A 12,479-nucleotide genomic window follows, 5' to 3' on the forward strand; every position below is an offset into this window, starting at 1 on the left:
ATAAGCTCTTTTATCAGCGGCGGCCCGGACTGCGGGATGGCCTACTACCTTGCGCGGGCGCAAGACAAATTAATGCCGGGTTCGCCATCATGGAAGCTCCACCAACCATCGCCATCCGCCGGGGGAGCCATCGTGATACGCATCTTCCACCACTACGTCTCCAAGCTGGGCTTCGGCCTGCTGCTGCTGGAACTTTCGATCCTGCTGGCGGCCGGGATGCTGACGGCGCGCCATGGCGACCCGATGCTGGGCGCCGGCGCATTTGCCCTGGTGCTGGTGCTGTGCATGAGCGCACTGGGCATGTACCGTCCCGGCTCGCGCGCTGCGCTGCGCTACAGCTTGCTGCGCATCCTGCCGGCCTTCTTGCTGGGTTTTCTGCTGCTGTATGCGGCGCGCCAGGGCGGGGTGGGTGGCGCCGCCTTCGCGTTGGGCGCCTGCGGCGTGATGGCGACGCGGCTGTTGTTGTGTACCTCTGCCCGCAGCGGCGTCATGCGCCAGCGCCTGCTGCTGGTCGGCGACGGCGCCATTGCGCGCGAATGCCTGGAGCTGGCCACCGGCGGCCAGGGATTCCACCAGTTCCAGGTGGTGGGCTGCGTGCCGGTGGCCGGCGAGTCCTGCTGCGTGCCCCCCGTGCTGCTGCTGCCGGCCGGGTTGCCGATACGCGCGCTGGCGCGGCGCCTGGCGGCCGACGAGATCGTGGTGTCCGTCAGCGACCGGCGCAATGGCGCCTTCCCGCAGCGTCAGTTGCTCGAGTGCGCGCTGGACGGCATCCGCATCACCGACGTGGCGGCCTTTTTCGAGCGCGAGGCTTGCCAGATCCGCATCGATGCGCTGCAGCCCAGTTTCCTGATCTTCGGCGGCGGCTTCGACCAGAGCTGGCTGCGGGCGTCGGTCAAGCGCGCCTTCGACCTGGCCGCCAGCGCCGCCATCGGCCTGCTCACCCTGCCCGTGATGTTGGTGACGGCGCTCCTGGTGCGTGCCGGCGATGGCGGGCCGGTGTTCTACCAGCAGGAACGGGTCGGGAAGAACGGCTGCCTGTTCAAGGTGCTGAAGTTCCGCAGCATGCGCGTCGACGCCGAGCGCGGCGGCCAGCCCCAGTGGGCGGCGGCGGACGATCCGCGCGTCACGCGGGTCGGGCGCTGGATACGGCTGCTGCGCATCGATGAGCTGCCGCAAATGCTTAATGTGTTCAAGGGGGAGATGAGCTTTGTCGGTCCGCGCCCGGAGCGCGTCCATTTCGTCCGCCAGCTAGGCCATGAGGTGGACTACTACAACGTGCGTCACACCATCAAGCCGGGTATCACGGGGCTGGCCCAGGTCCGTTACCAGTACGGAGCATCGGTGGCGGACGCGGTACGCAAGCTCCAGTACGATTTGTATTATGTGAAGAACCACAGCCTGTTCCTGGACCTGCTGATACTGCTGGAAACCGTGCAGGTGGTGCTGCTGGGCAAGGGTAGCCGGTGATGGCAGCCGTCGCGGCCCTCAGCTACGGCGTGTGCGCGGCCACCTATGCGCTGGCGGCCGCTATGGCGGTCGCCCGCCGGCCGGGCCAGCGTCACCTAGCGGTGCTGGCTGGCGCCTGTTTGCTGACCGCCGCCTGGGCCCTGCAGGCGGCGCTGGCCGGCCGCGATGGCGCCGGCGCCTGGGCCAACGGGCTGGAACTGGGCCGTTCTGGCGCCTGGCTGTTGTTTCCGGCGTTGCTGCTGGGCGCACGGCGGCGCGTGGTACTGACCGGTGGCGTGCTGCTGGCCGTGCTGGCGCCGCTGCAGCTGGCGCCCGGTGCCTGGACCTGTACGCTGGCGCTGCGCCTGGCCCTGGCGGTGCTGGGCATGCTGCTGGTGGAGCAGCTGTACCGCGCTTCGCCGATGGGAGAGCGCTGGGGCATCAAGTTTGCCTGCCTCGGGCTGGGCGCCACGTTCGCCTACGACTTCTACCTGTACAGCGACGCCTTGCTGTTCCGGACCGTCAATCCGGACATCTGGAACGCGCGTGGCCTGGTCAGCGCGCTGTGCGCGCCTCTGCTGGCGCTGTCGCTGGCGCGCAAGCGGCAGTGGCGGCCGGCCCCGGCCTGGCGCCTGTCGCGCCAGTTGATGTTCCATTCGATGGCCTTGCTGGGCGCCGCGCTGTACCTGCTGGCGATGGCGGCCAGCGCCTGTTATTTGCGCTACGTGGGCGGGCTATGGGGGCCGCTGATGCAGCTGGCCTGCCTGTGCGGCGCCATCCTGGTGCTGGCCGGCACCCTGTTTTCAGGCGCGGCGCGGGCCTGGCTCAAGGTCTGGATCAGCAAGCATTTCTACCGCCACCACTTCGACTACCGCCAGGAGTGGCTGCGCATCACGGCGGCCCTGGCCGAGGATGATCCGCAACTGGCCGAGCGCACCGTGCAGGCATTGGCGGGACTGGTGGAAAGCCCTGCCGGGGTGCTGTGGCTGCGCCGCGACGGGGAGGAGTATGCTCCCGCCGCCAGATGGAACATGGCCGGGTTGGACGCGGCGGAACCAGCCGCCAGCGATTTTTGCCGCCTGCTGCGGGAGCGCCAGTGGGTGCTGGAGGCCGGACGGACCGCCATGCCGGACAGCGTGCGCGGCATCCCCGGACTGTGGCTGGTGGTGCCACTGCTGCTGCATGAGCAGCTGTTCGGCTTCGTCTGCCTGACGCGGGCGCGCACGGCGCTGGCGCTGGACTGGGAATTGATCGACGTGCTGAGGATCGCCGGCCGGCAGGCGGCCGCCTGCCTGGCCTACCAGGCCTCGGCCGGTCACCTTGCGCTGGCGCGCCAGTTCGAGTCCGTCAGCCGCATGTCGACATTTGTTGTGCATGACCTGAAAAACCTGGTGTCGCAGCTGTCGCTGCTTGTGGTTAACGCCCGGCGCCACTGCGACAATCCTGCCTTCCAGGCCGACATGCTGGAAACCCTGGACCATGCGGTGGAAAAAATGCGGCTGCTGCTGCAGCGCCTGGCACAGCCTCCGCAGGCAGGCGCCGCCGCGCCGCTGCGCCTGGACCAGCTGCTGGAGCGCATGGTGCGGGCGCGCGCCGGGCTGGCGCCGCGCCCACGGCTGGCCGGCGCCGTTCCCGGCCTGAGCGTGCTGGCCGACCGCGACAGTCTGGAGCGCGTACTGGGCCACCTGCTGCAGAACGCGGTGGAAGCCACGCCGCCGGATGGCAGCATCACACTGCGCCTGCTGCGCCAGGACGCCGCCGCCGTGGTCGAGCTGCGCGACAGCGGAGCCGGCATGAGCGCCGAATTCATCCGTGAGCGCCTGTTCCGTCCCTTCGACAGCACCAAGCCATCCGGCATGGGGGTAGGCGCCTTCGAAAGCCGCGAATACATACGCAGCGTCGGCGGCCGGCTGGAGGTGCACAGCCGGCCGGGCGGCGGCACCATGTTCCGTATCGTCCTGCCGCTGGCCAGTGTGGCGGCCGTGGCAGCATGAGGGATGCGGCCATGGGCAAACCCAAGCTGCTGGTGGTGGAAGACGATCCGGGCCTGCTGCGCCAGCTGCGCTGGAGCCTGGCCGACTACGAGGTGCTGCCGGCCGCCGACCGCGACAGCGCCCTGGCCCTGCTGCGCCGCCACCAGCCGCCAGTGGTGACCATGGACCTGGGCCTGCCGCCCGACCCCGACGGCGCCAGCGAGGGCCTGGCCCTGCTGCGCCAGATGCTGGCCCTGGCGCCGGACACCAAGGTGATCGTCCTGTCCGGCAGCCAGGAACGCGCCCACGCGCTGCAGGCCATCGCCATGGGCGCCTACGATTTCCACCAGAAGCCACCCGATCCGGACCTGCTGGCGCTGGTGCTGCAGCGTGCCCGCCTGCTGCACGCCATGCAGCAGGAGATCCGGCGCATGCAGCAGGTCCAGGCCGATACGCCGCTGGCCGGCATCATCAGCCGTGATCCGGGCATGCTCAAAGTGTGCCGCAGCGTGGAAAGGGTGGCGCCATCCTCGGCCACCGTGCTGCTGCTGGGTGACTCCGGCAGCGGCAAGGAATTGCTGGCGCGGGCACTGCACCGCATGAGCGGGCGCCAGGACAAGCGCTTTGTCGCCATTAATTGCGCCGCCATCCCCGAGGAATTGCTCGAGAGCGAACTGTTCGGCTATGAAAAAGGCGCCTACACGGGGGCCCAGCGGCAGACTGCGGGCAAGATCGAACTGGCCGAGGGCGGCACTTTCTTCCTCGATGAAATCGGCGACATGGCCCCGGCGCTGCAAGCCAAGCTGCTGCGCTTCCTGCAGGAGCGGGTGATCGAGCGGGTCGGCGGGCGCGAGGAAATCGCGGTGGATGTACGCATCGTGTGCGCCACCCACCGCAACCTGCAGGCCCTGGCCGAGGCCGGACGCTTCCGCGAGGACCTGTTTTACCGCCTGAGCGAGATCGTGCTCGCGATTCCCCGGCTGCGCGAGCGGGGCGGAGACTGCGCCTTGCTGGCCCACCACTTCCGCAACAAGTTCTGCGCCAGCGAGGGCCGGCCACTGCTGCACTTCACGCCGGAGGCCATGGCGGCCATCGAGACCCACGGCTGGCCGGGCAATGTGCGCGAACTGGAAAACTGCATCAAGCGTGCCGTCATCATGGCCGAAGGCAGCCGCATCACGCTGTCCGACCTTGGGCTGCCACTGGGCGGGCCACTGAATGAACCGCAGGAGGAACCACTCAGCCTGCGCCAGGCGCGCGAGGCGGCCGAGTACCGGGTGCTGGTGCGGGCGCTGGCCCGGGTGGACGGCAACATCGCCAGGGCCGCCGAACTGCTGGGCGTCAGCCGGCCCACCCTGTACGGCTTGATGAACCAGCACGGGCTGAAGTGATCACTGCGGCTGGCGCCACTGGCCGGCGGCGGCCAGCTGGTTCCTCAGCCCCGGCAGGGGAAAGCCCAGGGCATAGGCACGCAGGGCGCTTTCGCGGGCATGTGCGTAATCCTTGCGCTTCAGGTACAGCAGGCCAAGATTGTAGTGGCTGGTGGCGTTGTCCGGCTCCAGGCGCGCCGCCTCTGCCAGCTGTTCCAGCGCCGCGTCCTGGCTCTGCAGGGCCAGCAGGTAGCCGCCGTACAGCGCACGCACCCTGGCGTCCTGCGGCCTGAAGCGGATGGCGCGCTCGAAATAGCAGGCCACCGTGTAGCGGGCCCCGGCCGGCCTGGGCGTCTTGTCGCGCAGGCCCAGCCTGGCCATGGCGGACAGGGCGCGGTGGTGGTTGGGAAAGTGCTCCAGCGTATAGCCGATATCGCCGCCCAGGGTGTCGGTGGCGCCGCGCCGCAACTGCTCGACGGCCGGGGTAAAGTGGAATTGCTCCACCACCCGCAGGCCCTGGCGGTCGTCGGCATTGGTGTAGTCGCCGCCCTGGTCGTGGTGTGCCAGTTCGCCGCACTGGGCGTGCGCGGCGGCAGGCGCCAACAGCAGGGCAAGCGTGGTCAGGAGGCTGCGCATGGCGGCTCCTTGGTGAGTCGGTCGAACAAGGCCGCCAGGTCGCGGCTGCGGCCGGCGCGGCTGCGGCTGGCCAGCCAGCCCGGTTCGGCCAGCGCCGCCGCGCCGGCCTGGCAGCGGTGCAGGAACTCCTGCAGGGCGGCGGCGATAGCGGTCGCCGAGTGTAGCGGGGCGATGGCGCCGGCGCCGGCGGCGCGCAGCACGGCCGCCGTGTCGCCGTGCGGATCGGTCAGGGCCAGCAGGGGGCGGCGCGCGCGCAGGTATTCGTACAGCTTGGCCGGCACCTGCCGGTTGCAATTGGCGGCTTGCAGCAACAGCAGGCCGTCTGCCGTGAGCATTTCGGCCAGCGCCGCCTGGTGGGGCAGGGCCGGCGCCCATTCGACCAGGTGGCCGACGCCGTGGCGGCTGGCCAGGGCGCGCAGCTGGGGTTCGTGGCCGCAGGCGCGCAGCACCAGGCGGAAGCCGGGGGCCGGCCAGGCCCGCGCGCGCTCGATGCAGGCCATGGCCTCGAACAGGGCGGAAGGATCGCGCTCCGAGGGGTAGACCACGCCGCTGTGCAGCAGGCGGAATGGGCCCGGGGCCGGAGCCGCGGCGCCTAGCCTGATCGCAGCGCGGAAGGCTGCTTCGTCGTAGCCGTTCTCGATCAGGTGCAGCCGCTCGTGCGCCAGTTCGGGGTAGTCCGCTTGCCACCGGGCCAGCGCGCCGGGCGCCGTGCAGACCACGGCGGCGGCGCGCCGCGCAGCTTGCCGCTCTATCCAGCGGTGGATGCGATGCCGCAGCGGGTCGGTCGGATATCCGTCGTCCGTCAGCGGGTCGCGCTGGTCCGCGACCCAGGGCAGGCCGCTCAGCCGGTGCAAGGCCAGCGCCACCAGATGGGTGGTGGCGATCGGATAGCTGGACCAGATCAGCTGTGGCCGGTGGCGCCGTATCAGGGCCAGGCCGGCCGGCACGGCGCTCAGCCACCAGGACAGCCAGCGGTCGGGCTGGGCCAGCAGGCCGGGATAGCGGCCGCGGATGGCCAGGTGGCGGCCGGCGTCCAGGGCCGGGGTGCGGCAGACCAGGGCCGGTCCGGCATCGGGCGGGCCGCCGCGCTGCGGATAGGCCGAGGGCGACGGCGCCAGCACCAGGGGTTGCCAGCCTGATTGCGGCAGGTATTGGCTGAACGAGTGGGCACGCTGCACGCCGCTTCCCCCGTTCAAGGGCGGATAATGGAAGGCCACCATCAGCACCCGCTTTACCATGACGCCATCCAGTCCACGCACAGCCGCTCCACCTGCCCGCGCCAGGTGCGGCTGGAACAGGTGTGGTTGGCACGGGGAATGAGGTGCTGGCGCATTTGGGGCCGGGCCAGCAGATGGCGCCAGTCCGGGTCGGTGTCGGCCAGCGCCATGAATTCGCGGGCGCCCAAGTCGGCGCCGCTCAGCAAGATCAATACCTGGCCGGAGAAGCGGCCCAGGGCCTGGCGCAGGCGGTGCGGCAGGCTGTCCGGCCGGGCGGGCGCGCAGGCGCCGGCAGCCAGCTCCCCGAGCGAGCGCAGCGATGTTCCGGGCCGCAGCCGCCCCCCGGCCAGCTTGCGCCAGAAGCCGGGATCCAGCAGCCGCTGCCAGTAATAGTGGCGCAGCGTGGCGCGCGCCAGCCCGGATCCCGTATGCACCCAGGGATTGAGCAGCACCAGCCCGGCCACGCGGTGGTCGCCTGCCGCATACAGGGCGGCCGCCGTGGCGCCGTCGCACAAGCCCCACAGGACCACTTCGCGCAAGGCAGGGACGCGGGCGAAAAACGCATCCAGCGCGGCGTCCAGGTCGGGCCCGATGTGCTGGTATCCCTGCATGGCGCCGCCGCTGTCGCCCATGCCGCGATAGTCGAAGCGCAGCACCGGGATGCCGGCCTGGGCCAGCCGCCGCGCCAGCAGCACGAACTGGCGGTGGCTGCCGACCCGGTACTGCGGTCCGCCGGTAACCACCAGCACGCCGCGCGGGCCGGAGGTGGCGGGCAGGTGCAGGATGCCGGTCAGCAGGCTGTCCTGGCACCAGAAGGTGAGGGCGGCCGCTTCGGACTGCTGCGTCATGCCAGCTCCAGTTGCGCGGTGGCGGCCAGCAGGGCCTGGCATTCGGAGACTTCGCTGGTGGCCCAGAATGCCTGCGTTGGCAAAGCGCGCAACTGAACCGGCACTCCTTGTTCCGCCCACTGCGTGGCTAGGGCGGCCGAGGCCGGGGCAAGGCCGGATTGGCTGGGGTCCCGGCCGCCGCCGTTCCAGGCCGGGACTGCCCGCTCCAGCCAGTAAACCGGGCAGGGCGGCGCCCATTGGGCGGCGTCGGCGCATTCCAGCGCGGTGCGCAGGGCGGCTGCCAGCGTGTAGCCGCCGATTTCGATGTCTGCCTCCAACTCCTGCCGCGCGGGGGGCAGGTCGTCGGCAAGCAGCCGCGCGGCGCGCTCCATGCGCATGAACTGGTGCAGGTGTGCCTTGCCGTTGAGCACAGGCTGCCACCAAAGCAGGCCTTGCGGCCGCGGCCGGGCCAGCACGGAAAATTCCAGCGCCAGCAGGGCGCCCAGGCGCAGCCCCCACAGATAGCGCGGCGTCGCGCCGTGCCGGCCCAGCCAGTCCCAGGCCAGCGCCAGGTCGTCGCGCCAGCCCTCCCAGCGTGCGTCGCCGAAGTCGCCGCTGCTGTCGCCGCAGCCGTGCAGGTCGATCTGCAGCACGTCATGGCCGGCCTGGGCGAAGGCGCGCGACTGCAGCGCTGCCATGCGGCGGCTGCTGTTGAGCTCCTCGGCAAACGGGTGCACGTAGAGGATGGCGCCCTGGCGCACCGTCCCGGGTGCGGCCGGATGGTAAAGGCAATAGCGGCCGCCCTGGCGGGCCTGCAGGAAAAAGCACTGGACGGGTGGTGTGGGCGGCGGCTTCATTGGGGCAGCTTCCCTTGCACGAAGCCGGCCAGGGTGCCAACGGTGGCGAAATGGCGCGCGCTGATTTCGTCGTCGTGGATGGCGATGCCGAAGCGCTGTTCCAGCGCGGTGAGCAAGCCGGCCACCGCCATCGAATCCAGTTCCGGCAGGCTGCCCAGCAGTGGCGTGTCGGCCGGCAGGGGCATGCGGCCCAGGCCGAGGCTGTCGCGCAGCACTTCCTGGACGAGTTCTAGAGATGACATCATGGCTCCTGTGGCGGGTGGTGGGGAAGGGGGCTGGTGTCGAACACAAAGGTGGGGAAGCTGTGATCACCGCGCGACCAGTGGCAATAAGGCGCCAGCCCGGACAGCATCCATTGCCAGGGGCCGCAGCGGATGAACACGGCGCTGCCCAGGCGCCGCGCGCCGAGACGCACGTGGGCGCGCAGTGAAGTGGGGTTGTAGGCGGAGATGCGGCTGCAGGTCCAGCACACGGCCTGCTCCCGCAGGCGGGTCCTGGCCCCGTCCCACAGGCGCTGGAAGGCCGGTCCAAGGCGCTGCTCCGGACATACCCAGACATCGAAGTCCCATACCGCGAGCGGCGACGCCAGCCGGTAGCATGCCCTGACTTCGTCTTCCTGCCAGCTGTGGAAGGCGTACCAGAGAAAACCGACCAGTTGGCCACCTCGCCAGGCGCCCAGGCCTTGGGCGCCCTGGCGCCAGCGCGCCTCGATCACGTCCGGCGGCCGGGGCCAGCCCCCTGCCGGAGCCTGCGGGTCCAGTGGGCGGATGTCGATGCCGGCCCCACGCGCGCGGGCTGGCGCGGCATGCTTGAGCGGCTGGGCCAGGAACAGGTAACGCTGCACGCCGCAGCGCCCGCCGCTCAACCGGTCCAGCAGGCGGTGCAAGGCGTACAAGGCGGCGTTGCCGCAGCCCAGCAGGCGCACTGCGGAAAACACGGCATGCAGAGCATGTGGATGGAGCGTACTGCGCATGGGAGCCCCCGGCGGAAACGACGTGAAGACGATTAAACCCCCCGTCATGCCGTGCCTGTTTGCGCCAAATCAAGCAATGCTAACGCTTGAGCCAGCTCAATACCGGCGTCATGGTTAGGCGGAATCATGGCGGGAAACTTACTTTCCGGATCCGCGCCATGACCCAGTTCATCCAAGACTTCATTTACCAGTCGGCCCGGCGCACGCCCGAGGCCCAGGCCCTGGCCTACCAGGGCACGGCGCTCAGCTATGGCGGCCTGGCCTACGAGGTCGACAAGGCTGCCAGCGCCTGGCTGGGGCTGGGCCTGGGCGCGGGTGAGCGGCTGGCCGTCTACCTGGAAAAACGGCATGAAGGCGTGGTCGCCATGTTAGGCGCGGCGGCGGCCGGCGCCGTGTTCGTACCCATCAATCCGCTGCTCAAGCCGGAGCAGGTCGCGTACATCCTGCGCGACTGCAATGTGCGCATCCTGGTCACCTCGCGCGAGCGCTTCGGCCAACTGGCGGCGGTGCTGCCCGGCTGCCCCGACCTGCGCGCGGTGGTGCTGCTGGGCTCGGTGGTCGGCCTGCCGCCCATGTCCGGGCTGAAGCTGATGGCCTGGCACGACTGCCGGCAGGCGGCGGACGCCGCGCCGCACCGCCGCATCGATACCGACATGGCGGCCATCCTGTACACCTCCGGCAGCACCGGCCAGCCCAAGGGCGTGGTGCTGTCGCACCGCAACCTGGTGGCGGGCGCGCTCAGCGTGGCCGATTACCTCGGAAATTGCCCGGACGACCGCATCCTGTGCGTCTTGCCGCTCAGCTTTGACTACGGTCTGAGCCAGCTGACCACCGCTTTCCTGAGCGGGGCCTGCGCCGTGCTGATCAACCACCTGCTGCTGCGCGACATCATCGACGCCGTGGAGCGCGAGCGCATCACCGGCCTGGCCGCTGTGCCGCCGCTGTGGACCCAGCTGGCGCCGCTGACCTGGAGTCCGCATTGCACGCTGCGCTACATCACCAATTCGGGCGGCGCCATGCCGCGCCATGTGCTGGCGGCCCTGCGCAAGGCGCTTCCGCGCACCCAGGTCTACCTCATGTACGGGCTGACCGAGGCATTCCGCTCGACCTACCTGCCGCCGGATGAGGTCGACCGGCGGCCGGACTCCATCGGCAAGGCCATCCCCAACGCGGAGGTGCTGGTGCTGCATGCGGACGGCCGCCCCTGCGCTCCCAACGAACCGGGCGAGCTGGTGCACCGGGGCGCCCAGGTCGCGCTGGGCTACTGGAACGATGCGCGCCGCACGGCCGAGCGTTTCCGGCCCCTGCCGTCCCGGCCGGGCCTGCCGCTCCCGGAAATCGCCGTGTGGTCAGGCGACACCGTGCGCTGCGACGAGCAAGGCTATCTGTACTTCATCGGCCGCAGCGATGACATGATCAAGACCTCGGGCTACCGGGTCAGTCCGGCCGAGGTGGAGGACGTGGTGGCTGCCACCGGCCTGGTGGAGGAGGTGGCCGCCATCGGGGTGCCGCATCCGCGCCTGGGCCAGTCCATCGTGCTGGTGGCCACGGCCGCGCCCGGGCTGATGCTGGAGGCTGCCATGCTGGTGGACGCCTGCAAGTCGGCCCTGCCGGCCTACATGGTGCCGACTTCGGTGGACCTGCGCCGCCAGCCCCTGCCACGCAATCCGAACGGCAAGATAGACCGCAAGCTGTTGCTGGTCGAACTATCGCACCTGTATGCGGAGGCGCTGCAATGAGCCGGCCGGAGCACGCGCCGCTGCCGCCGTTCGAGATCGCCGCCGGCTGCCTGCAGGTGGGCGGGCTGTCCTTGCGGCGCCTGGCTGAACGGGTCGGGCGCACCCCGTTCTACGCCTACGAGCGGCGCCAGGTCGGCCAGCGCATCGCCGCCCTGCGCGCGGTCCTGCCGGCCGGGGTGGCGCTCAGCTATGCGATGAAGGCCAATCCCATGCCTGCCCTGGTGCACTTCGTGGCCGGCCAGGTGGACGGGATGGACGTGGCCTCCACGGCCGAGCTGGCCATCGCCCTGGATGCCGGCATGGCGCCGCAGCGCATCAGCTTTGCCGGTCCGGGCAAGACCGACGCCGAACTGCGCCGGGCGATTGCCGCCGGGGCCCTGCTGCACCTGGAGTCGGAGCAGGAAATGGAGCGGGCGGCGACGGGCGGCCAGGCGCTGGGACTGCGGCCGCAGGTGGCGGTGCGGGTCAATCCCGACTTTGAACTGCGCCACGCCGGCATGCGGATGGGCGGCGGCGCCCATCCCTTCGGGGTGGATGAGGCGCGCGTGCCCGCCATGCTGCACCGCCTGGCCGAGCTGGACCTGGATTTCCACGGCTTTCACATCTTTGCCGGTTCGCAGAACCTGTCGGTAGACGCCATCCGGGAGGCGCAGGCGGCCTGCGTGCAGCTGGGACTGCGGCTGGCGGTGCATGCGCCATCGCCGCTGCGCATGCTCAACATAGGCGGCGGCTACGGGGTGCCGTATTTCCCCGGCGAGCAGCGGCTGGACCCAGCGCTACTGGCCGCCGGGCTGCAACACGCCGTGCAGCAGTTGCGCAGCGAGCATGGCGATGCCCACCTGGTATTGGAACTGGGCCGCTACCTGGTCTCCGAAGCCGGCATTTACGTCTGCCGGGTACTGGAGCGCAAGCATTCGCGCGGCCGCAGCTATCTGGTCACCGACGGCGGCCTGCACCAGCACCTGGCGGCCTGCGGCCACTTCGGCCAGGTGTTGCGCAAGAACTATCCGGTGGCGATAGGCACCAATATGCTGGGACCGTCCGCCGGGCCGGTATCCGTCGTGGGACCGTTGTGCACGCCGTTGGACGTGCTGGCCGACCAGGTTGAGTTGCCCGAGGCCGGGCCCGGCGACCTGGTGGTGGTGTTCCAGTCGGGCGCCTATGGCCGCAGCGCCAGCCCGCTGGGCTTCCTCAGCCATCCTGAACCGCCCGAGGTGCTGGTATGAGCGGCCTGTGCGGGGTATTCGGCCATGGCGACGCGGAGGAGACGCGGCGCGCGCTGGCCTGCATGGGGCGGGTGCTGTCGCGCTTTGACGCCACGCCCTGGGACAGCCTGGTTGAGGACGGCGCCGGGGTGCTGGTGGTGGCCGCGCCAGCGTCGAGGGCGCGCGCGAACTGGCCGCCCGGCGCCTGGCGCGCCTGTGGCGCGAGCGCGGCGCAG

Annotated in this window: 11 protein-coding genes; 5 read left to right on the top strand and 6 right to left on the bottom strand. The window is 70.4% G+C overall.

What is annotated here, in order from left to right:
- Positions 1–132: 132 nt before the first annotated feature.
- From ACLB1G_RS00170 to prsR, 3 genes are read left to right on the top strand one after another with little or no spacing between them, the layout of a single operon-like run.
- Positions 133–1,467: a TIGR03013 family XrtA/PEP-CTERM system glycosyltransferase gene (locus ACLB1G_RS00170; RefSeq protein ID WP_491625146.1), complete on the top strand. Its 1,335-nt coding sequence runs from the start codon at positions 133–135 to the stop codon at positions 1,465–1,467.
- Positions 1,467–3,440: an XrtA/PEP-CTERM system histidine kinase PrsK gene (gene prsK, locus ACLB1G_RS00175; protein ID WP_491625147.1), complete on the top strand. Its 1,974-nt coding sequence runs from the start codon at positions 1,467–1,469 to the stop codon at positions 3,438–3,440. The genes ACLB1G_RS00170 and prsK overlap by 1 nt, the downstream gene beginning before the upstream one ends.
- 11 nt (positions 3,441–3,451) lie before the next feature.
- Entirely contained in the window at positions 3,452–4,810 is a 1,359-nt protein-coding gene (prsR, locus tag ACLB1G_RS00180) for a PEP-CTERM-box response regulator transcription factor (RefSeq protein WP_491625148.1), read from the top strand.
- On the opposite strand, the gene ACLB1G_RS00185 is transcribed toward prsR, so the two are convergent.
- From ACLB1G_RS00185 to ACLB1G_RS00210, 6 genes are read right to left on the bottom strand one after another with little or no spacing between them, the layout of a single operon-like run.
- Positions 4,811–5,425, bottom strand: a complete 615-nt coding sequence (locus ACLB1G_RS00185; RefSeq protein ID WP_491625149.1) for a tetratricopeptide repeat protein — start codon at positions 5,423–5,425, stop codon at positions 4,811–4,813.
- The gene (locus ACLB1G_RS00190; protein WP_491625150.1) at positions 5,410–6,663 is read right to left on the bottom strand and encodes a glycosyltransferase; all 1,254 of its coding nucleotides are present in this window, start codon (positions 6,661–6,663) and stop codon (positions 5,410–5,412) included. The genes ACLB1G_RS00185 and ACLB1G_RS00190 overlap by 16 nt, the downstream gene beginning before the upstream one ends.
- The gene (locus ACLB1G_RS00195) at positions 6,657–7,490 is read right to left on the bottom strand and encodes a hydrolase 1, exosortase A system-associated (protein ID WP_491625151.1); all 834 of its coding nucleotides are present in this window, start codon (positions 7,488–7,490) and stop codon (positions 6,657–6,659) included. The genes ACLB1G_RS00190 and ACLB1G_RS00195 overlap by 7 nt, the downstream gene beginning before the upstream one ends.
- A complete protein-coding gene (locus tag ACLB1G_RS00200; RefSeq protein WP_491625152.1) occupies positions 7,487–8,326 on the bottom strand; it encodes a hydrolase 2, exosortase A system-associated in 840 nt (279 codons plus the stop codon). The genes ACLB1G_RS00195 and ACLB1G_RS00200 overlap by 4 nt, the downstream gene beginning before the upstream one ends.
- Positions 8,323–8,568 (bottom strand): acyl carrier protein, encoded by a 246-nt coding sequence (locus ACLB1G_RS00205; RefSeq protein WP_491625280.1) that lies wholly within the window; start codon positions 8,566–8,568, stop codon positions 8,323–8,325. The genes ACLB1G_RS00200 and ACLB1G_RS00205 overlap by 4 nt, the downstream gene beginning before the upstream one ends.
- Entirely contained in the window at positions 8,568–9,299 is a 732-nt protein-coding gene (locus ACLB1G_RS00210; RefSeq protein WP_491625153.1) for a GNAT family N-acetyltransferase, read from the bottom strand. Before ACLB1G_RS00210 ends, ACLB1G_RS00205 begins: the two co-directional genes overlap by 1 nt.
- Positions 9,300–9,457: 158 nt before the next feature.
- Here ACLB1G_RS00210 and ACLB1G_RS00215 point away from each other — a divergent pair, with 158 nt between their 5' ends.
- Positions 9,458–11,038 carry an acyl-CoA ligase (AMP-forming), exosortase A system-associated gene (locus ACLB1G_RS00215; protein ID WP_491625154.1) on the top strand — a complete coding sequence of 527 codons (1,581 nt, stop codon included), beginning with the start codon at positions 9,458–9,460 and terminating at the stop codon, positions 11,036–11,038.
- Complete coding sequence (locus ACLB1G_RS00220) at positions 11,035–12,264, top strand: pyridoxal-dependent decarboxylase, exosortase A system-associated (protein WP_491625155.1); 1,230 nt, start codon at positions 11,035–11,037, stop codon at positions 12,262–12,264. Before ACLB1G_RS00215 ends, ACLB1G_RS00220 begins: the two co-directional genes overlap by 4 nt.
- Positions 12,265–12,479 lie beyond the last annotated feature (215 nt).

This window comes from Duganella kummerowiae (genome assembly GCF_053572355.1).